The organism is Cellulosimicrobium sp. NPDC030954, assembly GCF_055571305.1.
Map to the genome: position 1 here is coordinate 268,325 of NZ_JBVIFN010000001.1, position 25,022 is coordinate 293,346.

General features: G+C 74.8%; 25 protein-coding genes and 1 riboswitch. Of the genes, 13 read left to right on the plus strand and 12 right to left on the minus strand.

The window, feature by feature from the left end:
* Positions 1 to 143 precede the first annotated feature (143 nt).
* The 3 genes from ACZ402_RS01130 to ACZ402_RS01140 all read right to left on the minus strand — a co-directional run bounded on the left by ACZ402_RS01130 (position 144) and on the right by ACZ402_RS01140 (position 2,751).
* A complete protein-coding gene (locus tag ACZ402_RS01130) occupies positions 144 to 881 on the minus strand; it encodes a class I SAM-dependent methyltransferase (protein ID WP_375822618.1) in 738 nt (245 codons plus the stop codon).
* A gap of 149 nt (positions 882 to 1,030) precedes the next feature.
* Positions 1,031 to 2,275, minus strand: a complete 1,245-nt coding sequence (locus tag ACZ402_RS01135; RefSeq protein ID WP_375822617.1) for an O-succinylhomoserine sulfhydrylase — start codon at positions 2,273 to 2,275, stop codon at positions 1,031 to 1,033.
* Positions 2,272 to 2,751, minus strand: a complete 480-nt coding sequence (locus tag ACZ402_RS01140; protein WP_375822616.1) for a rhodanese-like domain-containing protein — start codon at positions 2,749 to 2,751, stop codon at positions 2,272 to 2,274. The genes ACZ402_RS01135 and ACZ402_RS01140 overlap by 4 nt, the downstream gene beginning before the upstream one ends.
* A gap of 265 nt (positions 2,752 to 3,016) precedes the next feature.
* Between ACZ402_RS01140 and ACZ402_RS01145 the strand changes: the two genes are divergently transcribed.
* The 3 genes from ACZ402_RS01145 (at position 3,017) to ACZ402_RS01155 (ending at position 6,070) form a co-directional block, all read left to right on the plus strand.
* Positions 3,017 to 3,598, plus strand: coding sequence for a hypothetical protein (locus ACZ402_RS01145; protein WP_375822615.1), 582 nt, complete (start codon positions 3,017 to 3,019; stop codon positions 3,596 to 3,598).
* A gap of 45 nt (positions 3,599 to 3,643) precedes the next feature.
* A riboswitch (SAM riboswitch) is annotated at positions 3,644 to 3,759 on the plus strand.
* Positions 3,760 to 3,794: 35 nt separating this feature from the next.
* The gene (locus ACZ402_RS01150) at positions 3,795 to 5,231 is read left to right on the plus strand and encodes an aminotransferase class V-fold PLP-dependent enzyme (protein ID WP_375822614.1); all 1,437 of its coding nucleotides are present in this window, start codon (positions 3,795 to 3,797) and stop codon (positions 5,229 to 5,231) included.
* Between the two features lie 191 nt (positions 5,232 to 5,422).
* Positions 5,423 to 6,070, plus strand: a complete 648-nt coding sequence (locus ACZ402_RS01155; protein ID WP_375822613.1) for a GNAT family N-acetyltransferase — start codon at positions 5,423 to 5,425, stop codon at positions 6,068 to 6,070.
* A 110-nt stretch (positions 6,071 to 6,180) separates the two neighbouring features.
* On the opposite strand, the gene ACZ402_RS01160 is transcribed toward ACZ402_RS01155, so the two are convergent.
* Positions 6,181 to 6,354, minus strand: coding sequence for a CsbD family protein (locus ACZ402_RS01160; RefSeq protein ID WP_047233613.1), 174 nt, complete (start codon positions 6,352 to 6,354; stop codon positions 6,181 to 6,183).
* A 91-nt stretch (positions 6,355 to 6,445) separates the two neighbouring features.
* Here ACZ402_RS01160 and ACZ402_RS01165 point away from each other — a divergent pair, with 91 nt between their 5' ends.
* Positions 6,446 to 7,111 carry a GNAT family N-acetyltransferase gene (locus ACZ402_RS01165; RefSeq protein ID WP_375822612.1) on the plus strand — a complete coding sequence of 222 codons (666 nt, stop codon included), beginning with the start codon at positions 6,446 to 6,448 and terminating at the stop codon, positions 7,109 to 7,111.
* Between the two features lie 123 nt (positions 7,112 to 7,234).
* Entirely contained in the window at positions 7,235 to 7,735 is a 501-nt protein-coding gene (locus ACZ402_RS01170; RefSeq protein WP_375822611.1) for a hypothetical protein, read from the plus strand.
* A gap of 21 nt (positions 7,736 to 7,756) precedes the next feature.
* Here the strand turns inward: ACZ402_RS01170 and ACZ402_RS01175 are convergent, their stop codons facing one another.
* Genes ACZ402_RS01175 through ACZ402_RS01185 form a run of 3 tightly spaced genes read right to left on the minus strand, consistent with a single transcriptional unit; the run spans position 7,757 to position 11,745 of the window.
* Complete coding sequence (locus ACZ402_RS01175) at positions 7,757 to 8,869, minus strand: MaoC/PaaZ C-terminal domain-containing protein (protein ID WP_375822610.1); 1,113 nt, start codon at positions 8,867 to 8,869, stop codon at positions 7,757 to 7,759.
* Positions 8,866 to 10,314 (minus strand): 3-oxoacyl-ACP reductase, encoded by a 1,449-nt coding sequence (locus ACZ402_RS01180; protein ID WP_375822609.1) that lies wholly within the window; start codon positions 10,312 to 10,314, stop codon positions 8,866 to 8,868. The genes ACZ402_RS01175 and ACZ402_RS01180 overlap by 4 nt, the downstream gene beginning before the upstream one ends.
* 27 nt (positions 10,315 to 10,341) lie before the next feature.
* Positions 10,342 to 11,745: an acetyl-CoA C-acetyltransferase gene (locus tag ACZ402_RS01185; RefSeq protein ID WP_375822608.1), complete on the minus strand. Its 1,404-nt coding sequence runs from the start codon at positions 11,743 to 11,745 to the stop codon at positions 10,342 to 10,344.
* A 254-nt stretch (positions 11,746 to 11,999) separates the two neighbouring features.
* On the opposite strand from ACZ402_RS01185, the gene ACZ402_RS01190 reads away from it, so the two are divergent.
* On the plus strand, positions 12,000 to 12,851 hold the full coding sequence (locus ACZ402_RS01190; protein WP_375822607.1) for a TetR family transcriptional regulator: 852 nt from the start codon (positions 12,000 to 12,002) through the stop codon (positions 12,849 to 12,851).
* Positions 12,848 to 14,980, plus strand: coding sequence for an acyl-CoA dehydrogenase family protein (locus ACZ402_RS01195; RefSeq protein ID WP_375822606.1), 2,133 nt, complete (start codon positions 12,848 to 12,850; stop codon positions 14,978 to 14,980). Before ACZ402_RS01190 ends, ACZ402_RS01195 begins: the two co-directional genes overlap by 4 nt.
* Positions 14,981 to 15,239: 259 nt before the next feature.
* Here the strand turns inward: ACZ402_RS01195 and ACZ402_RS01200 are convergent, their stop codons facing one another.
* Positions 15,240 to 16,406, minus strand: a complete 1,167-nt coding sequence (locus tag ACZ402_RS01200; protein ID WP_375822605.1) for a DUF2599 domain-containing protein — start codon at positions 16,404 to 16,406, stop codon at positions 15,240 to 15,242.
* Positions 16,403 to 16,843 (minus strand): NUDIX hydrolase, encoded by a 441-nt coding sequence (locus ACZ402_RS01205; protein ID WP_375822604.1) that lies wholly within the window; start codon positions 16,841 to 16,843, stop codon positions 16,403 to 16,405. The genes ACZ402_RS01200 and ACZ402_RS01205 overlap by 4 nt, the downstream gene beginning before the upstream one ends.
* A 208-nt stretch (positions 16,844 to 17,051) precedes the next feature.
* Here ACZ402_RS01205 and ACZ402_RS01210 point away from each other — a divergent pair, with 208 nt between their 5' ends.
* From ACZ402_RS01210 to ACZ402_RS01220, 3 genes are all read left to right on the plus strand, one after another.
* A complete protein-coding gene (locus ACZ402_RS01210) occupies positions 17,052 to 17,717 on the plus strand; it encodes a PadR family transcriptional regulator (protein ID WP_375822603.1) in 666 nt (221 codons plus the stop codon).
* 207 nt (positions 17,718 to 17,924) lie between these two features.
* Entirely contained in the window at positions 17,925 to 19,025 is a 1,101-nt protein-coding gene (locus ACZ402_RS01215) for an ATP-binding cassette domain-containing protein (RefSeq protein ID WP_375822602.1), read from the plus strand.
* Positions 19,022 to 19,810 carry an ABC transporter permease gene (locus ACZ402_RS01220; protein ID WP_047231327.1) on the plus strand — a complete coding sequence of 263 codons (789 nt, stop codon included), beginning with the start codon at positions 19,022 to 19,024 and terminating at the stop codon, positions 19,808 to 19,810. The genes ACZ402_RS01215 and ACZ402_RS01220 overlap by 4 nt, the downstream gene beginning before the upstream one ends.
* Positions 19,811 to 19,862: 52 nt before the next feature.
* Here the strand turns inward: ACZ402_RS01220 and ACZ402_RS01225 are convergent, their stop codons facing one another.
* Both ACZ402_RS01225 and ACZ402_RS01230 read right to left on the minus strand, forming a co-directional pair.
* Positions 19,863 to 21,350, minus strand: coding sequence for an APC family permease (locus ACZ402_RS01225; protein WP_375822601.1), 1,488 nt, complete (start codon positions 21,348 to 21,350; stop codon positions 19,863 to 19,865).
* A 64-nt stretch (positions 21,351 to 21,414) separates the two neighbouring features.
* Complete coding sequence (locus tag ACZ402_RS01230; protein WP_375822600.1) at positions 21,415 to 22,518, minus strand: EamA family transporter; 1,104 nt, start codon at positions 22,516 to 22,518, stop codon at positions 21,415 to 21,417.
* 90 nt (positions 22,519 to 22,608) lie between these two features.
* Between ACZ402_RS01230 and ACZ402_RS01235 the strand changes: the two genes are divergently transcribed.
* The 3 genes from ACZ402_RS01235 (at position 22,609) to ACZ402_RS01245 (ending at position 24,718) form a co-directional block, all read left to right on the plus strand.
* Positions 22,609 to 23,505: a LysR family transcriptional regulator gene (locus ACZ402_RS01235; protein WP_375822599.1), complete on the plus strand. Its 897-nt coding sequence runs from the start codon at positions 22,609 to 22,611 to the stop codon at positions 23,503 to 23,505.
* Positions 23,506 to 23,679: 174 nt separating this feature from the next.
* Positions 23,680 to 24,258, plus strand: a complete 579-nt coding sequence (locus tag ACZ402_RS01240) for a hypothetical protein (protein WP_375822598.1) — start codon at positions 23,680 to 23,682, stop codon at positions 24,256 to 24,258.
* A gap of 73 nt (positions 24,259 to 24,331) precedes the next feature.
* Entirely contained in the window at positions 24,332 to 24,718 is a 387-nt protein-coding gene (locus ACZ402_RS01245; protein ID WP_375822597.1) for a DUF1304 domain-containing protein, read from the plus strand.
* An 18-nt stretch (positions 24,719 to 24,736) separates the two neighbouring features.
* On the opposite strand, the gene ACZ402_RS01250 is transcribed toward ACZ402_RS01245, so the two are convergent.
* On the minus strand, positions 24,737 to 25,012 hold the full coding sequence (locus tag ACZ402_RS01250; protein ID WP_375822596.1) for a hypothetical protein: 276 nt from the start codon (positions 25,010 to 25,012) through the stop codon (positions 24,737 to 24,739).
* Positions 25,013 to 25,022 lie beyond the last annotated feature (10 nt).

The window sequence follows — 25,022 nt, forward strand, 5'->3', positions numbered from 1 at the left end:
ATCTACGAGGTGTGTCCCACACCGTCGAACCGCCGTCCACAGACGATGCCAGGCACCACGGTGCCGTCCTGGGCGAACGTGCCGACCGACGCACGCCCGACCGGGAGGCGCACCTCGGAGTGCGTCGCTCGCTCGGACCTGCGTCACTCGACGTCGGGCTCCGCGCGCCGCGCGACGAACACCCACTCGCGGCCCGGGCGGTCGGGCGCGTCGCGGACGTCGACGACCTCGAACCCGCACGCCACGAGCGACGCCTCGACCTCGTCGCGCTCGCGGAAGCGCAGCGTCGAGTCGGAGTGCAGCTCGGTGCCGTCGGGCAGCACGGTCGTGTCGTGGAACGACACGAGGGGGAGGGACACGTCGGTGAGGTCGGTCCAGGACTCGACCGGCCCGACGTCGGGCACGTCCACGCGCACGGTCGTCGCCTCGCGGACCCAGCCCTCCCATGCTCGGCGCGCGGGGTCGCGCGTCTCGAAGACGAGCCACCCGCCCGGGACCAGCGCGTCACGGACGCCGCGCAGCGTCGCGGTCCACGCGTCGTCGGTGAGGAACACCTGGGCGACGTTGGCCGTCATGGTCGCGAGGTGCACCTGGAGCGGCGGGAGGGTCGTGGCGTCGCCGTGCACCCAGCGCACGCGGTCGGCGCCCGGCTTGGAGCGCGCGACGTCGAGCGACGCTCCCGCGGGGTCCACGCCGACCACCTCGATCCCGCGCCGCGCCAGGAGGCACGCGAACGTCCCGGTGCCGCACCCGACGTCGAGCACGCGCCGCGCGCCGAGCTCGTCGACGATCGCCGCGTAGGCGTCGAGGTCGGAGCGGTCCGGGTCGAGCGGGTCGTAGAGGGCGGCGAGGCGGGCGTCGTCGAAGATCGCGTCGGGCACCTCCCGACGCTACGAAGGCATGACGCGACCGGTCCACGCCTTTCTCGGAAGCACTGTGTCGACCATGTGCCTGCTGCCCGCCGAGCATGCCGTCGTGGCCCGTCCCGACGCCGGGACGGGCCACGACCACATGGTCGGCGCGAGGGTCGTCAGGCGTCGAGCGCCTGCTCCACGTCCTCGATGACGTCGAGCGGGTCTTCCAGGCCCACCGACAGGCGCACGGTCGTCTCCGCGATCCCGACGGCGGCGCGGCCCTCGGGGCCGAGCTTGCGGTGCGTCGTGGTGGCGGGGTGCGTGATGAGCGACTTCGCGTCGCCGAGGTTGTTCGAGATGTCGACGACCTGCAGCGCGTCGAGGAACGTGAACGCGCGCTTCTTCGCGGTCTCGGGGTCGGTGCCCTCAGGGACGGCGAGGTCGAACGTCACGACCGTGCCGCCGCCGCTCTGCTGCGACCGCGCGAGCTCCTGCTGCGGGTGCGACGCGAGGAACGGGTAGCGCACGCGGCCGACGCCGGGGAGCTGTTCGAGCGCCTCCGCGACCTGGGTCGCCGCGGCGTTCTGCGCGGCGACGCGCACCGGCAGGGTCTCCAGGCCCTTGAGCAGCACCCACGCGTTGAACGCGGAGAGCGACGGGCCGGTGTTGCGGAGGAACGTCTGCACGGGGCCGTGGACGTACTCCTCGGTCCCGAGGATCGCCCCGCCGAGCACGCGGCCCTGGCCGTCGATGTGCTTGGTCGCCGAGTACACGACGACGTCCGCGCCGAGCTCGAGCGGCTTCTGCAGCAGCGGGGTCGCGAAGACGTTGTCGAGCACGACGACCGCGCCCGCGGCGTGCGCGAGCTCGCTCACGCGCCGCGCGTCGACGATGTCCTGCATCGGGTTGGACGGCGTCTCGAAGAACACGACGTCCGCCGGGGTCGCCAGCGCCTCCTCCCACTGGGAGAGCACGTGCCCGTCGACGTAGTCGGTCCGCACGCCCCACTTGGCGAAGATCTCGTCGAAGATGACGATGCTCGACCCGAACAGCGCGCGCGCCGCGACGATCCGGGACCCCGAGCCCACGAGCGCGGCGAGCGACGTGAACACCGCGGACATGCCGGACGCCGTCGCGTAGCACGCCTCCGCGCCCTCCAGGAGGCGCAGGCGCTCCTCGAACGCGTGCACCGTGGGGTTGCCGTAGCGCGAGTAGACGAACCGGTCGATCTCGCCCTTGAACGCGGCCTCCGCGTCGGACGCGCGGTCGTACGTGTACCCCTGCGTGAGGAACAGCGCCTCGGACGTCTCCTGGAACTCCGTCCGGTGGTGCCCGCCGCGCACGGCGAGCGTCGCGGCGCGCGCGCTCGCGGGCAGGGGCTTGCGGCCCGAGCCGCCGGGGACGGGCTGCGCGGCGCTCACCGGGCGGCCTCGTCGTAGGTCGTGGTGGGCAGGCCGCGGACCTTCCAGCCCTCGACGTCGCGCAGGCCCGAGAAGCCCTGGGCGCCCTCGAAGCCCTCGAGCACGTTGTACGACGGCCCGAGCCCGGCGGCCGTGGCCGCGCGCGCCGCGCCGATCGAGCGCTGGCCCGAGCGGCACAGGAACACGACCGGACGCTCGTCGCCGGGCGCCAGGCCGGCCTCGACGAGCCGGTCCACGAAGCGGGGGTTGGGACCGGCCGGGGTCACCCACTCGTCGAAGACGACCTCGCGGCCGAGGTCCGTGGCGTCGGGCACGCCGATCGTGCGCCACTCGCCCTCGGTGCGGACGTCGACGAGCACCGCGCGCTCGTCGCTCGTCAGCAGGTCCCACGCCTGCTGCGGGGTGATGTCGCCGGCGTAGCCGACGGCGGGTCGGGCGTCGGGTACGGCCGACGTCTGCTGGGACCGGTCGCTCATGAGTCCTCCTCCATCGATCGTGGCAGTAGCACCCTGCGCCCGGCCGCCTCGCGACGGACCGGGGGGTTGCTGCGGCGTCGACGTGCCACGTCACTCGGCCGCTCCGGATGGTTGGCACGGATCGTACGCCACGCGTCCGACGCGCGGAACGCCTGTCTCGGCGAGCGGCCCCGAGCGAGGTGCCCGACGTCGGACGGTCGCGCTAGCGTGGCAGCGCGCCCGGGCGGGGGTCCCGGGGGCAGGACGACGGGCAGGGGGGAACCGGATGCGGACCGGCCGGGGACGGGTTCTGGGTGCGGTCGTGGTGGCGGGCGTCGTCGCCGCGGGCGCCTGGCTCTGGGTGGCGACCGGCGACGAGGAGCCGCCGCCGCGCGTGGCGAGCGTCCGTCTCGCGGAGGACGACGTCCTCGACGCCCACGGGAGGGCGCGCATCGTCCTGGTCGAGCCGGACGTCGGCTCCGCGCCGCCGCCATCGCCCCGACCGGTGCCCGCCGACGTGGCGACCGGGGGCGAGCCGGTCGACCTCGCAGAGCTCGCCGTCGGTGGGTACGAGGGGTGGTGGAGCGGCGACGGCGACGGCGCAGCCTGCGACGCGTACGCCGACGCCCACCCCGAGGTGGTCCTGGTGAGCACGCGGTCGGGGGAGCCGGTCGAGGCGTTCGTGAACGGGACGAGGCTCCAGGGCGTCCCGTACGGCGCGCTCGGAGAACCCGCGGACTGGCCGCCCGACTCCGTCGTCGTGCTCGACGCGCGGACCGGCGAGGTGCTCGACGCGTTCGAGGTCGACGAGTCCGGCTGGCGCCTCGACCTGCCCGTGAGCTGTGTCCCGCCATCCGAGACGCCTTGACCACCGGTTGACACGCCCGGGCCGCCGCGCACATGCTGGGACGCAGGTCATGAGTGCCAGCGTGAAACCCCGGTTTGCTGGCCGGCAACCCTCCTCTCGCGGCGGGGTGCCCCGGGTGACGACCAGGCCGCACGCCGACCGGCGCGTGGCAAGCGCGGGGATCACCGTCCCCGGACCGCCCTCGGAGGACTGTGCCATGACCGCTCTCGCCGACGTCTCGTGTCCGACCGACCTCCCGACGGCGCCTGACCTCGCGGCGGTCGCCGGCGCGCCCGCGCTTCTGCCCGTCGTCGGCGCGGACACGCTCGTGCCGCTCGTCGACGGCCGCAGCGTCCCGTACGCGAACCTCGACGTCGCGGCGTCGGCCCCGGCGCTGCGCTCCGTCGCGGACCGCGTGACCGAGGTGCTGCCGCTCTACGCGAGCGTGCACCGCGGCGCCGGGTACCTGTCGCAGGTCTCGACCGCGCTCTACGAGGCGTCGCGCCGCGCGATCGGCGCGTTCGTCGGCGCGCGCGCCGACGACGTCACCGTCGTCACACGCAACACGACCGACTCGCTCAACCTGCTCGCGGGCTGCGTCCCGGCGAACGCGGACGGGACGCCCGGGCGCGTGCTCGTCCTCGACGTCGAGCACCACGCGAACCTGCTGCCGTGGCAGCGTGCTGGCGGCGCGACGGTCCTCGCCGGCGGCGCGTCCGTCGCGGAGACGTTGTCCGGCCTGCGCACCGAGCTCGCGCGCTTCCCGTACGCGCTCGTCGCCGTGACCGGTGCGTCGAACGTCACGGGCGAGTCGCTGCCCGTCGCGGACGTCGTGCGGGTCGCGCACGACGCCGGGGCGCGCGTCGTCCTCGACGGCGCCCAGCTCGTCCCGCACCGCGGGTTCTCCCTCGCGGACTCCGGGGTCGACTACGTCGCGTTCTCCGGCCACAAGACGTACGCGCCGTTCGGCGCGGGCGCGCTCGTGGGCCGCCGCGACTGGCTCGACGCGGGGACCCCCTACCTCGCCGGGGGCGGCGCGGTGCGGCAGGTCGCCGTCACCGGCACGCAGTGGCAGACGGCGCCCGCGCGCCACGAGGCCGGGTCGCCGAACGTCGTGGGCGCCGCCGCGCTCGCGGCCGCGTGCGACGCGCTCGCGGCGCTCGACCCGGCCGACCTCCACGCCCACGAGGCGACGCTCCGCGCCGCGCTCGTCGCGGGCCTCGAGGCGGTCCCGGGCGTGCGCGTCGTGCGGGTCTGGGAGGACGCCGTCGACCCGGTCGGCGTCGTCACGTTCTCCGTCGAGGGTCACGACCCGGGCCTCGTCGCCGCGTACCTCTCCGCCGAGCACGGCATCGGCGTGCGCGACGGTCGCTTCTGCGCCCACCCGCTGCTCGCACGCCTCGGGTACGACGCGGGCGCGATCCGCGCGTCCGTCGGCGTCGGGACGACGGGCGCGGACGTCGTCCGCCTCGTCGAGGCCGTGCGGTCGTACGTGGAACAGGGCCCGGCGACGCGCTACGAGGTCGTCGACGGCTGCTGGGCCGTCGCCGACGACCCGCGCCCGGTACCGGCGGGCTCGGGCCTGGAAGGCCTCTTCGCCACCGCCGCGGCGGGCTTCCTCGCCGACGCGGCGGGGTGCGGCCCCGCCGCATGACCGCGAGATAGCGACCTCCCGCCGAGGTAGCGACGTGCAGCCCTGTCGAGGCACCGGAGGTCGCTACCTCGGCCGGGCGTCGCTCTCTCGCGGGCGCTCGGGCGTCCGTTCACCAGGCCGTCGACGAGCGTTGTCCACCGTGTTGCCGGAGCCTCTTGGCGGCGTCGTCCGCGTGTGCTCTGATATGCGCTGTGCTGCACGACGTCGTCCTCTCGGGGCACGGATTCCGCCTGGAACCGCTGGCCCTGGAGCACGCTGAGACACTGGCCGGCCTCGTCGACGAGGCGATGTGGTCAGGCATGAGCATCCCCATGCCCTTCGGGGTCGCGGGGATGGCCGAGCTGGTGGCCGCGACGCGCGCCGCGCCCGACCTGACGGGCTTCGTCGTGCGCGCCACCGGCCCCGACGGGGCCCCGGGCGACGTGCTCGGCAGCACGGCGTTCCGCGACCTGTCGCTCGTCGACCGCCGGGTCGAGGTCGGCCGGACGTTCTACGCCCGCTCGACGTGGGGGAGCCTCGTCAACCCCGTGACCAAGTGGCTGCTGCTGCGGCACGCGTTCGAGACGTGGGACGTGCACCGCGTCGGCTTCCGCGTCGACACGCGCAACACCCGCTCGCTCGGGGCCATGCGCCGGCTCGGGGCGTACGAGGAGGGCGTCATGCGCGGCCACCGCACCGCGCCGGACGGGACGCGCGCCGACTCCGTGATGTTCTCGATCCTCGCGCCCGAGTGGCCCACCGTCGAGGTCGGTCTCCTGGAGCGGATCAACGCGCCGCGCGTCGTGCCCGTGCTCGCCCCGGCGCACCCGGTGGCCTCGCTGCCGCTCGCCGCGTCGTAGGCCCGTCGCCGGACGCCCGTGCCGGACGGCGGTCCCGGGACCGGGCGGACCCGGGACGCCGCGAGGGCCCCGCCGGAGCGGGGCCCTCGCGAGCAGGTCAGGGGCAGGGACTAGCGGTCGAACGCGTCCTTGACGTCGTCGCCCGCCTGCTTGACGTCGGCCTTCGCCTGGTCCTTCTTGCCCTCGGCCTCGAGCCGCTCGTTGTCCGTGAGCTTGCCCGCGCCCTCCTTGAGCTTGCCGCCCGCCTCCTCGGCGGCGTGCTTGGCCTTGTCTCCGAGTCCCATGACTGCTCCTCTCGTCGGTACTCGTCGACCGTAGGCACGGCCCCGTTCGCTCGCACGCGGTCGGGTACCCACGGTGTGGTGGGATGTGCGGGTGCAGCACGAGACCACCCTCGAAGGCTTCGGCGTCCGCCTCGTCCCGCTCGACGACAGCCACGCTCCCGCGCTCGGCGCGCTCGTCGACGACGGCATCTGGGCCGGCATGTCCAGCCGCGTGCCGAGCGGGACGGACGCGATGACCCGGTACGTCAGCGACGCCGTCGCCGCCCCCGGCCGGCTCGCGTTCGCGGTCGTCGGCTCGGGGTCGAGTGCCGCGTCGGACGGCGCGCCCGACGGCGCCGACGTCGTCCGCGGGTCGACGTCCCTCTACGAGTGGGTGCCCTCCCAGGGCCGGATCGAGCTCGGCTCGACGTTCTACGCGCGCGAGTGGTGGGGCGGCGTGACGAACCCGGCGTGCAAGTACCTGCTGCTGCGGCACGCGTTCGAGGACCTCGGCGTCGCGCGCGTCGCGCTGCGGGCCGACGCGCGCAACAGCCGCTCGATCGGGGCGATCCGGCGCCTGGGCGCCGTGCCCGAGGGCGTGCTCCGCAGCCACCGTGTCGCGCCCGACGGGTCGCGCCAGGACACGGCCTACTTCTCGATCCTCCTCGACGAGTGGCCCACCGTCCGCGACGGCCTGCTCGCGCGCCTCGACGCGCTCGCGGGCACCGCGCCGACGGAGCCTGTGGACAACGGTTCGGGGCGGCCCGTGCGCCGCTAGCGTGCGACGCGCCCCGGGCATCGGGGCCGTCGACGAAGGGGGCCGCACGCCATGTACCACGAACCGCCCGAGCCCGTCTGGGACTGGCAGAAGAGGCGGCGACCGCGGCCACGCGCCCCACGGGTGCGCGCCGATCTGCCGCCCGCTCCGTGGTCGGTCGACCGCGCCGGGACCGTCACCGTGAACTTCGGGCTCGCCGTGCTCGCGTGCTCGGGGGTCTCCTTCGCGATGCTCCTCGTGACCTCGCTCCTCGGTTCCGTGTGGGACCAGCCGTCGCCGGACGGCGTGCTCTGGCTCGTCCTGGGTGTCGGAGCGCTCGCACTCGTGCGGATGGTGCTGGGCGGGATGGTGACGAGCGCCTGGAGCGCCCGATGGCTGCTCGTCGGCTCCGGCGCCGTCAGCGGCGCCATGAATCTCGGCGCCCTCGCGGGGAGCCTGCTGCTGGTCCCCGTCGCGAGCTCGTACTGGTTCGCCGTCCTGCCCGGGACCCTGTGCGCGGCGGCGGTCGACATCGCGTCGGTGCGCGTCGCGCTGAGGCGCGACGTGCGTGAGCACGCCCGGGCTGTCCGGCAGGCGCGCCGGTCAGCCCGGGCGGCGACGCGGCTCGTCAGGAGCGGGGCGTGACCCGCCCCGAGAGATGCGACCTCAGGAGCGGGGCGTGACCCGGCCCGAGAGGTGCGACCGACCCTTGCCGTCCCACGCCTGGTAGACGACGCCCGTCGTCGGGTCGCCCGCGCCGTCGGGTACCGCGGGAGCGACCTGCCCGACGGCGTCCCGCACCGCGGCGGGCACGTCGCCCGCGGGGCGCAGGGCCACGTCGACCGTGCTCGGCAGCAGGACGGGCTTGGCGAACGTGACCGTCCAGTCGTACGCGTCGCCGCGGCGCGGTCCCGCCTCGGCGAGCGCCCGCGCGGCGGTGTACATCCCGTGCGCGATGGCGCGCGGGAACCCGAACGCCTTGGCGCCGAGCGCCGACGTGTGGATGGGGTTGCGGTCGCCGGAGACCGCCGCGTACGCGCGGCCCGTCCCTGTGCCGAGCGCCCAGCGCGCCGTCGGGAGCGGGGCGACGAACCCCTCGGTGTCCGACGCGGCCCCGGCGTCCTCGTCCGCCGGGCCGCCCGGGAGCGTGACGCCCTTCGCGAGGTACGTCGAGACGCCGCGGTACGCGAGCGTCGTCGCCGGCAGGCCGCTCCCCGCCGCGCGCTCGTCGTCGGTGCGCTCGACGGAGACCTCGGTGACGAGGTCCACCTGGACCCCGCGCCGGTGGGGCCGCAGCCGCTCGGCCCAGGCGCGCACCTCGAGCGTGTCCCCGAGCCGCACGGGGCGCAGCACGGACACCGAGTTCGCCAGGTGCACCATGCCGAGCAGCGGCAGCGGGAAGTCGGTCCGGACCATGACCGCCGTCGCGAGGGGGAAGCCGAGCACGTGCAGGTACCCGGCGGGCAGCACCTCCGAGGGCGCCTCGCCCACGAGGCGCGCGTACCGCGCGAGGTGCGCGGCGCTGCCCACGTGGTCCGGTGCGGCGGCGTCGCCCGTCGGCACGCCCGCGACGCGGTACGTGACGTCGGGCAGCGCGAGGTCGCGTCGGCCGCCGCCACCGGGGAGGCGGTGCGCCGCTGCGATCCGGCCCGACGCCGCGAGCCCGCGCACGTACAGCCCGCCGAGGCCCGGGATCGCGGGCAGCGTCTCGACGCGCGCGGGAGCGGTTCCGGCAGGAGCGGCAGCGGCGCCGTCGGGCGACGTGGGTGCGGCGGTCACCGGCCCACCACGTTCTGCCCGCACACGCGCAGCACCTGCCCGTTGACGCCCGCGGCCCCGGGCGACGCGAGGAACGCGATCGCCTCGGCGACGTCCACGGGCTGGCCGCCCTGCTGGAGCGACGCGACGCGGCGCGCGACCTCGCGCTGGACGAACGGGATCGACGCGGTCATGTCCGTCTCGATGAACCCGGGCGCGACGGCGTTCGCGGTCCCGCCCGGGCCGCCCGGCGCGGCGAGCAACCGCGCGAACGCGCGCGTGTGCCCGATGACGCCCGCCTTCGAGAACGCGTAGTTCGCCTGGCCGCGGTTGCCTGCGATGCCGCTCGTCGACGCGAGCGACACGATGCGCGGCGCGGAGGAGAACCCGTTCGCGCCGAGCAGGTACTCGGTGATGCGCAGCTGCGCCGCGAGGTTCACCGCGACCACCGCGTCCCACTTGTCCGCGGACATGTTGGCGAGCAGCTTGTCGCGCAGGATCCCGGCGTTGTGCACGAGGACGTCGAGCCCGCCGTGCCGTGCGCGGGCGTGCTCGAGGATGCGCGCACCCGCGTCGTCGGCGGTCACGTCGAGCTGCAGCGCCGTGCCCTTGATCTCGTTCGCGACCTTCGCGAGCGCCTCGCCCGCCGCGGGCACGTCGACCACGACGACCTTCGCGCCGTCGCGCGCGAGCGTCCGGGCGACCTGCGCGCCGATGCCGCGGGCCGCGCCGGTCACGACGGCGACCTTGCCGGCGAGCGGCTGGTCGGGGCTCGGGCCCTGGATCGGGCCGGCGCCCGTCGCACCTGCCGAGGCAGAGCCCTGGTCCGACGAGGGAGAGCCCTGGCCGCGCGGGGCAGCGCCCAGGTCCGACGGCGTGCTCGCGCCGACACGGAGGAGCTGGCCGTCGACGAACGCGGACCTGGCGGACAGGAAGAAGCGGAGGGTCGCGAGGACGCTCGGGCTGTCGACGGGGGCGTCGTCGGTGACCTGGATGCCGTTGCCGGTCGCGCCGTAGCGGAGCTCCTTGGCGACGGAGCGCAGGAACCCGTCGACGCCCTCGCGGGCGGCGGCGAGCTCGGGGGAGTCGGTGTCCGCGGGGGCGCGCGAGATCGTCACGACGCGGCCGTTGGACGCGAGGCGGCGCAGCGTCGCGGAGAGCGCCATGACGGGCGCGGACGCGTCCTCGGGGCGTTCGATCCCGGTGAGCACGACGACGACCGCGCCCCAGCGGGTCGTGTCGTCCGGGGTCTGGCGGACGTCGAGGTCCCAGGCGAGCAGGGCCTCGGCGACGCGGTCGGCGTCGTCGCGCACGCCCGGCGTGCCGCCCAGCACGAGCACGGGCCCGACGGTGAGCGGGTCACCCGCACGGAAGCGGCGCAGGACCGCGGGGCGCGGGAGGCCGAGCTTCTTGGCGAGCGTCTTCGTGAAGCCGGAGTTGACGGCCTGGACGTAGGAGTCGGTCACGGTGGTTCCTCTCGGGTCGTCGGGGCGTCAGGCGGCGTCGGTCGCGGGGTCCGCGGTGGGAACGGACTCGAGGATCGCGGCGACGCCGAGGCCGCCCGCGGCGCACACGGAGATCAGCGCACGCGCGGGCGCCCCGGTCTCGGCGGTGCGCTGCGCGAGGAGCTTGGCCGCCGTCGCGACGATGCGGCCGCCGGTCGCGGCGAACGGGTGGCCCGCGGCGAGCGAGGAGCCGTTGACGTTGAGCCGGGAACGGTCGATCGAGCCGAGCGCGCCGTCGAGACCCAGCTCGGTGCGGCAGTACACGTCGTCCTCCCAGGCCTTGAGCGTCGTGAGCACGGTCGACGCGAACGCCTCGTGGATCTCGTAGAGGTCGAAGTCGCCGAGCGCGAGGCCGTTGCGCGCGAGCAGGCGCGGGACGGCGTGCGCGGGCGCCATGAGCAGGCCTTCGTGGCCGTGCACGAAGTCGACGGCGGCGGTCTCGGCGTCGACGACGCGCGCGAGGAGCGGCAGGTCGCGCTCGTGCGCCCAGTCGGCCGACGCGAGGAGGACGGTCGACGCACCGTCGGTGAGCGGCGTCGAGTTGCCCGCGGTCATGGTCGGGGTGACACCCTCCAAGCGCTTGCCGTACACCGGCTTGAGCGCGGCGAGCTTCTCGAGCGACGAGTCGGTGCGCAGGTTGTCGTCGCGCACGAGCCCGCGGAACGGGGTGACGAGGTCGTCGAAGAAGCCGGCGTCCCATGCGGCCGCCAGGTGCTCGTGGCTCGCGAGCGCGAGCTCGTCCTGCGCCTCGCGCTCGATGCCCCAGCGCGCCGTCGTGATCGCCTGGTGCTCGCCCATCGACAGGCCGGTGCGCGGCTCGTCGGTCGCGGGCGTGAGGGGCGCGAGGTCGGCGGGGCGGACCTTGGCGAACGCCTTCACGCGCTGGCCGAGCGTCTTGGCGTGGCTCGCCTCCAGCAGCGCCCGGCGCAGCCCCTCGCTCACGGCGATCGGGGCGTCGGACACGGTGTCGGAGCCGCCCGCGACGCCCGACTCGACCTGACCGAGGCGGATCTTGTTCGCGACGGCGATCGTCGCCTCGAGGCCGGTCGCGCACGCCTGCTGGAGGTCGTACGCGGGGGTCTCGGGGGAGAGGGACGAGCCGAGCACGGACTCGCGGACGAGGTTGAAGTCGCGCGAGTGCTTGAGCACCGCGCCGCCGACGACCTCCCCGAGCCGCTCGCCCTGGAGGCCGAACCGCGCGACGAGTCCCTCGAGCGCGGCCGTGAACATCTCCTGGTTGCTCGCCGAGGAGTACTTCTTGCCCGCGCGGGCGAACGGGATGCGGTTCCCGCCCACGACCCAGGCGTCGCGGGGGGCGCCCGGGGTGCTGGTCGCCGGAACGTTCTCGGGGGTCTGCTCGGGGGTCTGGCGGGGGCTGGTGCGGTTGGCCACTGTGCCTCACTTCCTGTCCGTGCTCGCTGCGCTGCGTCGGTCCGGCCCGGAGAGGGAGTCTCTGCACGAGTCCGACGGCGATGCCGCGGTCGACGCCGTGCGGAGGCGAGGGAGAGGGCCGGCTGGTGTCCAATACCAAGAGTACCTGATACTCTCGGTTTCGTGAGTCGGGTCACAGGGCAGCGCCCTGCCCCGACGCGGTGCCGGAGGACCAGGCACCGACGACATCGAGGTCGGGCGCAACGGAGGGCGACGTGAACACAGGTGCCGACGCGCGAGCGGCCACCCGAGGGAGGGTGCAGCCGGGCGCGGCGGTGGACGGCCGGTCGACCCGTTGGGACGAGCACCGGGCGGCGCGCCGCGCGGAGCTCATCCGGGCGGCGAGCAAGGCCGTGCACCGCGGGGGCCCCGGGGTCTCCATGGACGAGATCGCGGCGGCGTCGGGGACGTCGAAGTCGATCATCTACCGCTACTTCGACGACAAGACGGGCCTGCAGGTCGCGCTCGGCTCCGCCGTCGTGGGACAGATGCACGACGCGCTGACCCAGGCCGCCGAGTCGGCCGAGACCCCCAGGCGCGCGCTGCGCGCGATGGTCGGCGTCTACCTCGAGATGATCGAGAGCTCGCCCAACGTCTACTACTTCGTCACCCGGACGAGCGCCGTCGCGGGGACCGAGGAGCCGGCGGCGCAGCTCGCCGCGAGCGGGCTGACGAACGGGACGACCGGCGCGAGCCGTGCACCGCTCGCCGCGTTCCTCGACTCGGTGATCGAGCTGGTCGCGGAGCCGTTCGCGCGCGTCACCGACGTCTCTCCCGCCGACGCCGCAGCCTGGGCCGCGGGCGCCGTCGGGTTCGTGCGGGGCGCCGGGGAGTGGTGGCTGGGCCACCGCGACCGGGCCGACGTCCCCGACCGCGAGCAGCTCACCGAGCGCGTCGCCGCCTGGCTCTGGGCCGGGCCCGTCGGCGTCCTCTCCCACAACCCGGGCACCCCCCGCTCCCATGGCGACCGGCGCACGTCGCCCGCGACCCGTCGCGACGGCGTCCGCCCCGCCACCGACCGCCCTGAGCACCCGGCGACCGCCTCAGAACTCAAGGAGATCCCATGACCGCCACGTCCGACCGTCCCGCCCTCGCGCAGCGCGCGTCGACCACGGGTGACGCGAGCGCGACGCCGCAGGGCGACGCCCGCGTCGACGTCGCCTCCCTCGAGAAGCTCCTGCTCGGCCGGTGGGCAGACCTGCGCGCGACGGCGCGCGCCACCGCCGGCGAGGAGGCGTTCCAGCGCATCGAGGGCCTGAGCCTGCGCGAGCACCGCGAGCGCGTGCTGGAGCAGATGCGCCTGCTGGTCGGCAAGGGGCAGGTCTGGCGCGGGTACCCCGAGCGGCTCGGCGGCGCGGACGACGCGGGGGGCAACCTCGCCGGGTTCGAGGAGCTCGTCGCGGCCGACCCGTCGCTCCAGATCAAGGCGGGCGTCCAGTGGGGCCTGTTCGGTGCGGCGATCCTGCACCTGGGCACGCCCGAGCAGCAGGACCGCCTCCTCCCGGGCGCGATGGACCTCTCGGTGCCCGGCGCGTTCGCGATGACGGAGATCGGCCACGGGTCCGACGTCGCGAGCATCGGCACCACGGCGACCTACGACCCGGAGACCGAGGAGTTCGTCGTCCACACCCCGTTCCGGGGGGCGTGGAAGGAGTTCCTCGGCAACGCGGGGGTGCACGGCGTCGCGGCGGTCGTGTTCGCGCAGCTGATCACGAAGAACGTCAACCACGGCGTGCACGCGTTCTACGTGCCGATCCGCGACACCACGGGCGAGCGCGACGAGCTCGGCCGGCTGCCGTTCCTGCCCGGCGTGGGCGGCGAGGACGACGGCCAGAAGGGCGGGCTCAACGGGATCGACAACGGCCGCCTGCACTTCGACCACGTACGGATCCCCCGCACCGACCTGCTCGCGCGCTACGGCTCCGTCGACGCGGACGGCACGTACTCGAGCCCGATCGAGAGCCCGGGCCGCCGGTTCTTCACCATGCTCGGCTCGCTCGTCCAGGGCCGCGTGTCGCTCGACGGCGCCGCCGTGACGGCCTCGAAGCTCGGCCTCGCGATCGCGGTGCGGTACGCGAACGAGCGCCGCCAGTTCACGGGGGCGAGCGCGACCGAGGAGGTCGTGCTCCTCGACTACGGCACGCACAAGCGCCGACTCATCGTGCCGATCGCGGAGACGTACGCCGCCCACTTCGCGCACGACCGCCTGCTCGACCTGTTCCACTCGGTGTTCTCGGGCGAGGAGGACACCCCGGAGCAGCGCGAGGACCTCGAGACGACGGCCGCCGCACTCAAGGCGACCAGCACGCGGTTCGCGCTCGACGTGCTCCAGGAGACGCGCGAGGCGTGCGGCGGCGCCGGGTTCATCACGGCCAACCGCATCACGAGCCTGCGCGCCGACCTCGACGTCTACGCGACGTTCGAGGGCGACAACACCGTCCTGCTCCAGCTCGTCGCCAAGCGGCTGCTCGCCGACTACGGCAAGCAGTTCAAGGGCATCACCCCGGGCCAGATGGCGCGCGTCGTCGTCGAGCGCGCGGGCGACATGGCCCTGCACCGCACGCCCCTCAAGCGTGCGGCCCAGGCGCTCGCGGACGTCGGCGACCCGCGCCGCGCCGCTGGTCACCTGCGCGACCCCGAGACGCAGCGCGCGCTGCTTACCGACCGGGTCGAGACGATGGTCGCCGACGTGGCCCAGGCGCTGCGCCCCGCCCAGAAGGCCGACCCGGAGACGGCGACGAACCTGTTCAACGCCCACCAGGTCGAGCTCGTCGAGGCTGCCCGCGCGCACGCGGAGCTGCTGCGCTGGGAGGCGTTCACGCAGGCGCTCGAGACGATCGAGGACGCGGGCACGCGTGAGGTCCTCACGACCGTGCGCGACCTGTTCGGCCTGAGCCTCGTCGAGCGCCACCTCGCGTGGTACCTGCTCAACGGCCGTCTCTCGACGCAGCGCGCCCGGACGGTCACGAGCTACCTGGACCGCCTCATCGACCGCCTTCGCCCGCACGCTCAGGACCTCGTCGACGCGTGGGGGTACGGCCCCGAGCACCTGCGCGCGACGATCGCGACCGGCATCGAGAAGGAGCGCCAGGACGAGGCGCGCGACTACTACCGCCGCCTGCGCGCGAGCGGCGACGAGCCGCGCAGCGAGAAGTCGCTCCGCAAGGCCGCGAAGGGCGGCCCGCAGGCCCGCTGACCGCACCCGCAGAACGACCGACGGGCTGCCGGCCCGTCCCCGAACGTCCTCGGCGCAGCAGGCGGAGCGGTACCGCCGCCGAGGGTCAGGCCCGGGCAGCGCGACGTCCACCAGCCGTCGTGCCGCCCGGGCCGTTGCCGTCCCGTCCGGTCGCGGGCCGCCGAGCACGAGGTTGCTGTCGTTCTGAGGGCCAGAACGCCACGAACCTCGTGGTCGACCGCGCGCGACGTCGTGCTCGGCGCGGCACGGGCGCTGCCCGTCAGGTCGGGTTGCAGCGCGCGGCCATCGTGGCGAGCAGCCCGACGTCGGGCCGCCACGGCTCGAGGTTCCACGTCGCCTTGTCCGGGGCGCCCACCACGTGGCACACGAGCTGGTCGTGCATCGTCGGGGTGTCGGCCTCCGGCTCGGCCGCGACCACCTGCGCCCACACGAGCTCCTGACCCGCCTGCCCCGCGGCGCGCGCCCACGCTGTCGCGTCGACCGCGAGCGACCGCCCGCCCTCGCGCTCGCCCCAGTCGGTGCTCCGCACCGCCTGCGTAGCGAGCGTCACGACGACGTCCCAGGCCGCGGGCGGGTCGGCGCCGGTCGCGCCCGCGGCGTCGGTAGCGCCAGTCCCGCCCGCGTCGTCCGCGGGGGTCTGCGGAAGACCGCTCGTCTCGTCGGGACCGGACGAGGCGTCCGGCGCGGTGCCCGACGGCGTCCCGGTCGCGGGCGCGAGCGTCACCTCCGCGCGGTGGGCGTCCAGCAGCACGACTCGCACACCGGGAGCGTCGGGTGCGGTCGGTCCGGCCGCGTCGTCGGCGTCCGTCCCGTCGGCGGCCGTCGTGCCCACGTCCCGGTTCGCGGCGTCCGGACTGGCGTCTCGCGGAACATCGCCCTGCGGAGAGTCGCCCTGCGGAGCGTCGCCGTGCGCAGTGCCGCCGGGCGCGACGTCGCCGTGCGGACCGACGACGCGGGGGGCGTCGAGCCCGCCGACGGGCGTGCCGGCGTCGTCCAGGACGGTCAGGGTGCCGTCCGGGTGGCGCACGAGCGACCCGGTCTCGACCGAGACCAGAGCCGGGGCGTCGGCGAGCACGAGCGCGACGTTCGACGTGCCCTCGCCGCCTGCCGAGACCGCCGCTGCCGGAGCACCGCCGTCCGCCGCGGTGGAGGCGAGCACCGGCGCCGCGATCTCGACCGTCGCTGGACCCACGGGCACCCGCACGACCTCGGGCGCCGCGGTCGTGTCGCCACCGGCGTCTGCCGTGCCGTCGTCGCCGGGCGTGCCGTCCGCCCGCATCGTCGTGACGGTGCCGGGGCTTGGCGCGGACGCCCCGCCGCCGGGCGTGCACCCGGCGAGGACGACGAGCATCAGGACGTCGGCGGCGAGGGGTCGCGCCGTCGGACGAGGCCGGCGCCGCGCACCGGCGCGGCCGGGCCGGGTCACGACGACACGGGAAGCAGGCCGGCCCAGCCCCGGCCGAGGTCGACGAGCCCCACGCGCCGGAGCGCGTCGACCTCGTCGGGCGTGAACCAGCCGACGTCGTCGGTCGACTCGTCCTCCTCGACGCGCAGCTCGCCGCCCACCACGCGGGCGCGGTAGACGATCCGGATCGCGTGGAGCGAACGGTCGCGGTCCTCGGCGCGCAGCCGCGCCGCGGCGTCGACCACGACGCTGTCGACGCCGAGCAGGCCGTCGAGCTCGACGTCGTAGCCGGTCTCCTCGCGCACCTCGCGGACGGCCGCGGCCTCGGGGTGCTCGCCCGGGTCGATGCCGCCCCCGGGCAGGGTCCAGCCGTCGTGGTCCCCCTCGCTCCAGTGGGGGAGGAGCATCCTCCCGTCCTCGCGGACGATCACGGCGTAGGCGGCGACGCGGGTCTGCATGGACCCATCATGCGCGACGACCGCCCGACGACGGCCACAGCCCCTTCCCGCTCCCGTCGACCATGCGGTCCCGACATGCCGAGCATGCGGAGGTCGCCCGTCCCAGCGCCTGGACCGTCCACGACCCCGTGTTCGACCACATCGCGGCGATAGCCTTGCGCGAGTGATCGAGACAGAATACTCTGGATCAAGTATTCGGAGGTGAGCGATGTCCCGTCGTCCTGTGTCCAACCCGCTCGCGCTCGCGGTGCTCGCGAGCCTCGCCGAGCGGCCGATGTACCCGTACGAGATCACGACGACCCTGCGCGAGCGGGGCAAGGACGACAGCATCCGGCTCAACTTCGGCTCGCTGTACTCCGTCATCAAGTCGCTCGAGAAGCACGGCTTCATCACGCCGTCGCACTCGGAGCGAGAGGGCAACCGGCCCGAGCGCGTCGTCTACGAGATCACGGAGGCGGGCAAGGTCGAGGCGGCCGCGTGGCTGCGCGAGCTGCTCGCCGTGCCGTCCAAGGAGTACCCGGACGTCGAGGCCGGGCTGTCGCTCATCGCGATGCTCTCGCCGGAGGAGGTCGCGGCGCTCCTGCGCGCGCGCCTCGCGTCGCTCGACAACGAGATCCGCACGCGCGACGCCGGGCTCACCGGCGCCGCGGCGGCGGGGCTGCCGGAGATCTTCCTCGTCGAGGCCGACTACCGGCTGGCCATGCTGCGCGCGGAGCGCACGTGGATCGACCGGTTCGCCGCACGCCTGGAGACGGGCGAGGTCGGCGGCCAGGACGGCTGGGCCGAGATGGCGCGCCTGCGCGCCGCGGGCGCCTCGCCCGAGGAGATCGAGGAGGTCGTGCGCCGCCACCTGCCCGCCGACCCCACCCCCTGAACCACCGGCGCGCGCCCCGACCAGGCGCGCGCCGGACGGAGAAAGAGTGGTGGCCCGGATGCGCCAACATCCGGACCACCGAGCCCGAGTCGTCCCGCCGGAAACCGACAGAACTGCTGCGTCAACAGTCACCCAGGGCCCTCCCATGCTAGCCGCGCGGGAGGGACCACCCCCGGCGAGACGGCTCCCGACACAAGGAGCCTCATCGTGCCCTCCAGCACCCGTGCGCAGGAGACGGCGATCGCCGCCGTCGACCTGCGCAAGACCTACCCGGGCGGCCGCGGCCGCCCGCCCGTGCACGCGCTCGACGGCCTGTCGTTCGCCGTCCCCGCGGGCACCGTGTTCGCGCTGCTCGGCCCCAACGGGGCGGGCAAGTCGACGACGGCCAAGATCCTCACGACGCTCAGCCGCGCGGACTCCGGCACGGCGACCGTCGCGGGGATCGACGTCACACGCCAGCCCGAGCGCGTGCGGCGCGCGATCGGCTACGTCGCGCAGAAGCCCGTGACCGACCCCATGGACACCGGGCGCGAGAACCTCGTCCTCGCGGGCCGGCTCCAGGGCCTCGGCGCGCGCGCCGCCCGCGTCCGGGCGACCGAGCTGCTCGACCGGTTCTCCCTCGCGGACGCGGCCGACCGCCTCGTGAAGACCTACAGCGGCGGCATGGCGCGCAAGCTCGACGTCGCGATGGGGATCGTGCACCGGCCCCAGGTGCTGTTCCTCGACGAGCCGACCACCGGGCTGGACCCGGAGGCGCGCGCCGAGATGTGGGCCGAGATCGAGCGCATGACGGCGCGCGAGAGCATGACGATCCTCCTCACCACGCACTACCTGGAGGAGGCCGACCGCCTCGCCGCGAACCTCGCGATCGTCGACCACGGCCGCGTCGCCGTCGCGGGCACCCCCGACGCGCTGAAGGACGAGCTGCGCGGCGACGGCATCGTCGTTGAGCTCGCCCCCGCGGCGCTCGGAGCGGGGAGCGGCGGGCCCGACGGCGGCGCCGCCCTCGCGAGCCGCGTCACCGACGCGGTGCGCGCGTGCGCGGGAGTCCGCGACGTGCACGTCGAGGGTCGCACCCTGCGCGCCCGGGCCGACTCGGGCGCCGTCGCGCTGCCCGCCGTCCTCACCGCGCTCGACGCCGCGGGGCTCCCCGTCGCGTCGGCGACGCTCGCGCGCCCGAGCCTCGACGACGTGTACCTGCGGCACACGGGCCGCACGTTCACGGCCGCGCAGTCCTCCGCGGACGCGACAGCCGGGGGCGCCCCGAGGGCCGATGCCGGCGCGACCGTCGAGGGGGTGGCCGCATGACCGCCGTCGTGCACACCGGGCTCCTCACCGCCCGGGCGCTGCGCCAGGGCGCGCGCATCCCCGTGTTCATGGTCATGAACCTCGTGCAGCCGATGATCTGGCTGCTGCTGTTCGGCCAGCTCTTCCGGTCCGTCGTCGAGATCCCCGGGTTCTCCACGGGCGGGACGTACCTCGAGTTCATCACGCCGGGCGTCGTCATGATGACGGCGATGTTCGGCGCCGCGTGGGCCGGCACCTCGTACGTGCAGGACATGGACCGCGGCGTCATGGACCGCTTCCTCACGTCCCCGGCGTCCCGCGGCGCGCTCATGGCGTCGACGATGATCTACCAGGCCGTCATCGCGGTCGGGCAGGCCCTCGTCGTGCTCGCCGTCGCGTGGCTGTGCGGCGCACGGTTCGGCAGCACGCCCGGCGAGACGACGCTCGGCGTCCTCGCGCTGCTGCTCGCGGTCGTGCTGCTCACGGCCCTCTTCTCGGCGCTGAGCAACGCCATGGCCCTGCTCACCGGCCAGCAGGAGGCGCTCATCGGCATCTCGCAGCTCATCACGCTGCCGCTCATGTTCCTGTCGTCCGCCGTGATGGACACGAGCCTGTCTGCCGACTGGGTGGCCGACGTCGCGCGGTACAACCCGTTCGACTGGGCCGTCGTCGCGGGGCGCGAGGCGCTCGCCGCCTCGCCGGACTGGGGCGTGGTGTGGGGCCGGCTGGGGCTGCTCGCGCTCGCGGCGGTCGTCATGGGCTGGCTCGCGACGCAGGCGTTCCGCACCCGGCAGCGCTCGGCCTGACGCCGCGCACGACGTCCGCCCGAGGCCCACGGCCCCGGGCGGACGTCGTCGCTCACGGGGAGCGGCCGTCGTCGTCGGAGCCGTCCTCGACCTCGTCCTCGAGGCGGGACACGTCGGAGAACGCGATCTGGCGGTGCCGCACCGAGCGGTTGTACAGCCACGTGACGAACGAGAGCAGGACCCCCAGGCCGACGAGCGCGCCCGCGATGACGTACTGCTCCTGCTGCTCGGCGCTGCGCGCCCACGGCCCGGCGAGGTACGCGCACGTGAGCGCACCGAGGACCGCGAGCCAGGTGCGGGTCCGGAAGTGCTGGTGGTCCACGCGGTCGCGGCGCAGCACGAGGAGCGCGACGTTGACGATCGTGAACACGACGAGCAGGAGCAGCGACGTCGTGCCGCCGAGCAGCGCGATCGCGTTCGTGCCCGCCTCGGTCCCCGACTGGCGCACCACGTAGACGATGAGCGCGAACGCGATGGCCGTCGTCACGAGGATCGACACCCACGGCGTCCTACGGAACGGGTGCACCTGGCCGAACGCGCGCGGCAGCACGCCCTGGTTCGCCATGCCGTAGAGCAGGCGCGACGCCATGAGCATGTTGATGAGCGCCGAGTTCGCGACGGCGAACATGCCGATGAACGGGAAGATCGTGTCGAACGGCAGGTTCGGTGCGCCGGCCGCGACGACCTGCGTGAGCGCCGATCCCTTCGAGTCGTCCACGAGGTCGCCGACGGGGACGAGCGCGACGGCGGTGATCGCGACGAGCACGTAGATCGCGCCCGTGATGGACAGCCCGGTGAGCATCATGCGGGGGAAGTCGCGCACCGGGTTCTTGCACTCCTCGGCCATGTTCACCGAGTCCTCGAACCCGACCATCGCGAAGAACGCGAGCGTCGTCGCGGCGGTCACGGCGAGGAACACGCTCTTGTCGTCCGCGCTCTCGAACACGACGACGCGCGAGAAGTCGGCCCGTCCCTGCGTCGTCGCCCACAGCCCCACGAAGATCACCAGCAGCAGGCCGGACAGCTCGACGAGCGACAGCACGACGTTCGCCCGGACGCTCTCGCCGACGCCGCGGAAGTTGACGAGCGCGACGAGGGCCATGAAGCCGAGCGCGATGAGGAGCCGGCCGTCGCCGCCCGTCGGGAGGGCCAGGCCGAAGCCGTCGGAGACGAACCCGGCGAACGCGTTGGACGCCGTCGACGCCGACGTGATGCCCGAGCTCATGACCATGAACGCGACGACGAACGTCAGCAGGTGGATGCCGAACGCCTTGTGCGTGTAGAGCGCGGCCCCGGCGGCGCTGGGGTACTTGGTGACGAGCTCGAGGTAGGAGAAGGCGGTGATCGTCGCGACGACGAACGCGAGCAGGAACGGCAGCCACGCCGCGCCGCCGACCTCGCCCGCGACCTGACCCGTGAGCGCGTACACGCCCGTGCCGAGGATGTCCCCGACGATGAACAGGAGCAGCAGCCTCGGCCCCATGACGCGCTTGAGCTCCGGCTGCTGCCGTTCTTCCGTGCGACCCGCGGTCTGGCTCATGAGAGGCTCCCTCGCGTCTCGGACGTCCCCGGACCTCCATGGAACCCCCGGTCGCGGGGTCCTGTCAGCGCGAACGCGCGCGTGTCGCCCCTGGGCTGTCGAACCCGGCCCTGTGGTCGGGACCCTCGCCGAACCCGGGGACGTCGCCAGGTTCGGCCGCATGGGGTGCGACAACCCCGGGTTCGGCGGCCGTCGGGCGTGCGGCTCGCTGCGGCCTCCGGCGCAGGACGCCCGTCGTCGTCGCGACGCCCAGCAGGAGCACGACGCCGCCCAGCAGCTCGGCCGCGTTCGGCACCTCGTCGAGCACGACCCACGCGGCGAGCATCCCGACCGGCGGCACGAGCATCGTGAACGGCACCACCGCCGACGCCGGGTACCGGGCGAGCAGCGTGTTCCAGATCCCGTAGCCCACGAGGCTCGCGAGCCACGCGGTGTACAGGGTCGACAGGACGGGCGCGAGCGTGAGGTGCGTGAGCGCGTGCCCGACGGCGTCGGGCCCGTCGAGCGCGAGCGACAGGCCCAGCATGGGGAGGGGCACGACGAGCGCCGACCAGACGGTCATCGACAGCCCCTCCAGCCCGGGTCGCGAGGGAGCGTCCCGGCCCGCCGAGGTAGAGCCGAGGTCACGCGAGGTAGAGCCCAGGTCACGCGAGGTAGAACCCTGGTCGCGGCGGCTCCCGGCGCGTCGGGCGACGACGTTCCCCACCGCCCACGACGCCGCGGCGGCGAGCGTCACGACGAACGCGAGGGCCGGCGTCGAGGCGCTGCGCCCCACGCCGACGACGACCAGCCCGGCCGCGCCGACCAGCACGCCCACGAGCTGCGCGCGCGTCGGGACCTCGCGCAGCGCCGCGGCGGCGAACAGCACGGTGAGCCCGACCTGGGCCTGCAGCACGAGCGACGCGAGCCCGGCGGGCATGCCGAGCGCGAGCGCGGTGTACAGCAGGCCGAACTGGCCGAGGCTCATGAACGTGCCGACGAGCAGCACGTCCCGCCAGCGCGCACGGGGCCGTGGGACGAGGAAGATCGCGGGGACGAGCACGACGAGGAAGCGCAGGGCGACGAACAGCGTCGGCGGCACGTCGCCGAGGCCGAGGTCGATGACGACGAAGTTCACGCCCCACAGGACGGCGACGAGGACGGCGAGGAGGGACGAGCGCAGGGGCATGGGTACGAGGGTGCGCTCCGGGTATCGTGCACGTCCAGCGCACGGTCGTGCACGGTTCCCGGTAGTGCTGCTTCCCGATACCCTGGGTGCATGATCGACCTCGCCGCCGTCGACGCGCTCATCGCCGTCGAGCGCACCGGGAGCGTCCACGCGGCCGCGCGCGACCTCGGGTACACGCCGTCCGCCGTCTCGCAGCAGGTCAAGCGCCTGGAGCGCGACCTCGGCGCACGCCTGCTCGACCGCGAGGGGCGCGGCGTCGTCCTCACGGCCGCCGGCCGGCGCGTGGTCGAGGAGGGGCGCACGCTGCGCGAGCACGTCGAGTCGCTCCGCGCGCGCCTGCACGACGCCGGCGCCCGCCCCACGGGGACCGTGCGCCTCGGGTCGTTCTCGACGGCGGTGCGCGGCGTCGTCGCGCCGCTCGTCGCGCGGGTGCGGGACGACGTCCCGGACCTGCGGCTCGTCGTCGAGGAGACCGAGCCGTGGGACGCGGTCGCGGCCGTCGCGGCGGGGACGCTCGACCTCGCGCTCGTGCACCACTGGGAGGGCGTCGGCCTCGCGCTGCCCCCGAGCCTGCGCAGCGAGGAGCTCTTCCGCGACGAGGCCGACGTGCTCGTGCACGCGTCGAGCCCGCTCGCCGGGCGTCCCACCCTCACGCCCGCGGACCTGCTCGACGAGACGTGGGTCTGCACGCCCGACGGCACCATCTGCTACGAGTGGTTCTGCCACATGTTCGCGCGCGAGCCGCGCGTCCCGCGCATCGACTTCCGGTGCCTCGAGTTCGCGTCGCAGGTCGAGGTCGTGGCGCAGGACCTCGCCGTCGCGCTCGTGCCGCGGCTCGGCCGCGGCCCGCTGCCCGCCGACGTCGTCGCGGTGCCCGTGCGCGAGCCCGTCCCGACCCGCCCGGTGACCGTCGTCTGGCGCGCCACCATGACCGACGCCCCCGCGGTCCGCTACCTGCGCGAGCGCCTGCGCGCCGTCGCGCCCTGACCAGGCGCCGAGCCCGGGATCGCTCCTCACCCTCGGCCGTGCGTCGGGAAAGACCCCGGGTTCGGCGGCATCCAGGGAGGCGGAGGTCGCGTCCGCCGCCGGAACTCCGTGGGCGCGTGGTCCGTTGAGGTCGGCGAGCGCGTCCGCGCCGCACCCGTCCGACGAAGGGGCCCGATGACCGAGCACGAGCCGACCCGGCGGTCCGCCGACCCGCGCACCGTGGCGATCGCCGGCCTGGCGACCGTCGCCTGGTACGCCGTGCCCGACGTCGTACGGCCGCGCTGGGCCCGCGCGCTCGCCAAGACGGCGGTCGCGACGGCGGGCGCCGTGCTCACGGTGACCTCGACGACGGAGGGACGCGAGGCACGCGAGGGCGCCCGGTCGCTGCGCGACGCCGTCCGCGCAGCAGGGGCCGTCGCGGACGACCTCGACGCGGCGCCGAGCGCCGGGACGGGCAGCACGCGGGGGTCTGATCCCGCGGACCCCACCGCGCGCGAGGACAACAGGTACGCGCCGGACCGCGACGAGCCGACGCCGGTGCCGCCCGGGGTCGTCGCGGCAGGGGCCGTCGGGGGCGTCGCGCTCGCGACGACGCTCGCCGTCGCCGGGGAGAAGTGGGTCTACCGCCGTGGGGAGCGGCTGCGCGCGCGGGGCGTGCGCCTGCCGCACACGCGTGTCGGGCTCGCCCTCGGCGCGCTCGCCGTGGCGCTCGCGGCGGCGGAGCCGCTCCTGTGGAACGCTGAGGACCGCTGAGGCAGCGACCCGGACCCGCCCGCCGGCGGGAGGTCGTGCACCGTGCGGCCTCGCGGACCGGGAGGGGCCGACCGTGATCGGGTTCGGGCTGGCGCTCGCGGGGGTCGCCGCGGCGATCCACGTGTACATCTTCGTCATGGAGTCGCTCACCTGGACGAGCGCGCGCACGCGCGCGACGTTCGGCACGTCGCGCGAGGAGGCGGAGGCGACGAAGGAGCTCGCGTTCAACCAGGGGTTCTACAACCTGTTCCTCGCGGTGCTCGTCGTGCTCGGCATCGTCCTGTACGCGACGGACCGGCAGGACGTGGGGCTCACGCTCGTCGTCGCGGGCGCCGGGTCGATGGTCGCCGCGGGGCTGGTGCTGATCCTGTCGTCGCCGTCCAAGGCGCGCGCGGCCCTCGTCCAGCTCGTGCCGCCCGCGCTCGGCGTGCTGGGCGTCGTGCTCGGGCTGACGCTCTGACCCGGGTCGGGAGGGCGGTCAGGAGCCTGCGGCCACGCGCATCGCGCTGAGCAGCTCGAGCCGCGACAGGATGCGCTCGCGCTCGGCCTCGAGCTCCTCCCGGTAGCGCCCACCCGCCGGCTCGACCGTCTCGAACGCCTGGTGCCCGACGTACGAGCCCGTGCGACGGGAGTAGCCGTGGAGCTGGCGCTCGACGAGCGTGAGGTCGTGACCGAGGCGCTCCAGGTGCGGGTCGAGGAGGTCGCTGGTCGGGGTGCGGGCAGGACCGGAGGTCGGTTCGAGAAGGGTGGGCACGCCTCCATCC

Excerpts from the sequence above, each read along its gene's own strand:
- ACZ402_RS01220 (WP_047231327.1), top strand. The coding sequence starts at position 19,022 with ATGACCGCCGTCGTGCACACCGGGCTCCTCACCGCCCGGGCGCTGCGC.
- ACZ402_RS01205 (WP_375822604.1), bottom strand. The coding sequence starts at position 16,843 with ATGCAGACCCGCGTCGCCGCCTACGCCGTGATCGTCCGCGAGGACGGG.
- ACZ402_RS01230 (WP_375822600.1), bottom strand. The coding sequence starts at position 22,518 with ATGCCCCTGCGCTCGTCCCTCCTCGCCGTCCTCGTCGCCGTCCTGTGG.
- ACZ402_RS01160 (WP_047233613.1), bottom strand. The coding sequence starts at position 6,354 with ATGGGACTCGGAGACAAGGCCAAGCACGCCGCCGAGGAGGCGGGCGGC.
- ACZ402_RS01150 (WP_375822614.1), top strand. The coding sequence starts at position 3,795 with ATGACCGCTCTCGCCGACGTCTCGTGTCCGACCGACCTCCCGACGGCG.
- ACZ402_RS01195 (WP_375822606.1), top strand. The coding sequence starts at position 12,848 with ATGACCGCCACGTCCGACCGTCCCGCCCTCGCGCAGCGCGCGTCGACC.
- ACZ402_RS01145 (WP_375822615.1), top strand. The coding sequence starts at position 3,017 with ATGCGGACCGGCCGGGGACGGGTTCTGGGTGCGGTCGTGGTGGCGGGC.
- ACZ402_RS01225 (WP_375822601.1), bottom strand. The coding sequence starts at position 21,350 with ATGAGCCAGACCGCGGGTCGCACGGAAGAACGGCAGCAGCCGGAGCTC.
- ACZ402_RS01235 (WP_375822599.1), top strand. The coding sequence starts at position 22,609 with ATGATCGACCTCGCCGCCGTCGACGCGCTCATCGCCGTCGAGCGCACC.
- ACZ402_RS01140 (WP_375822616.1), bottom strand. The coding sequence starts at position 2,751 with ATGAGCGACCGGTCCCAGCAGACGTCGGCCGTACCCGACGCCCGACCC.
- ACZ402_RS01240 (WP_375822598.1), top strand. The coding sequence starts at position 23,680 with ATGACCGAGCACGAGCCGACCCGGCGGTCCGCCGACCCGCGCACCGTG.
- ACZ402_RS01210 (WP_375822603.1), top strand. The coding sequence starts at position 17,052 with ATGTCCCGTCGTCCTGTGTCCAACCCGCTCGCGCTCGCGGTGCTCGCG.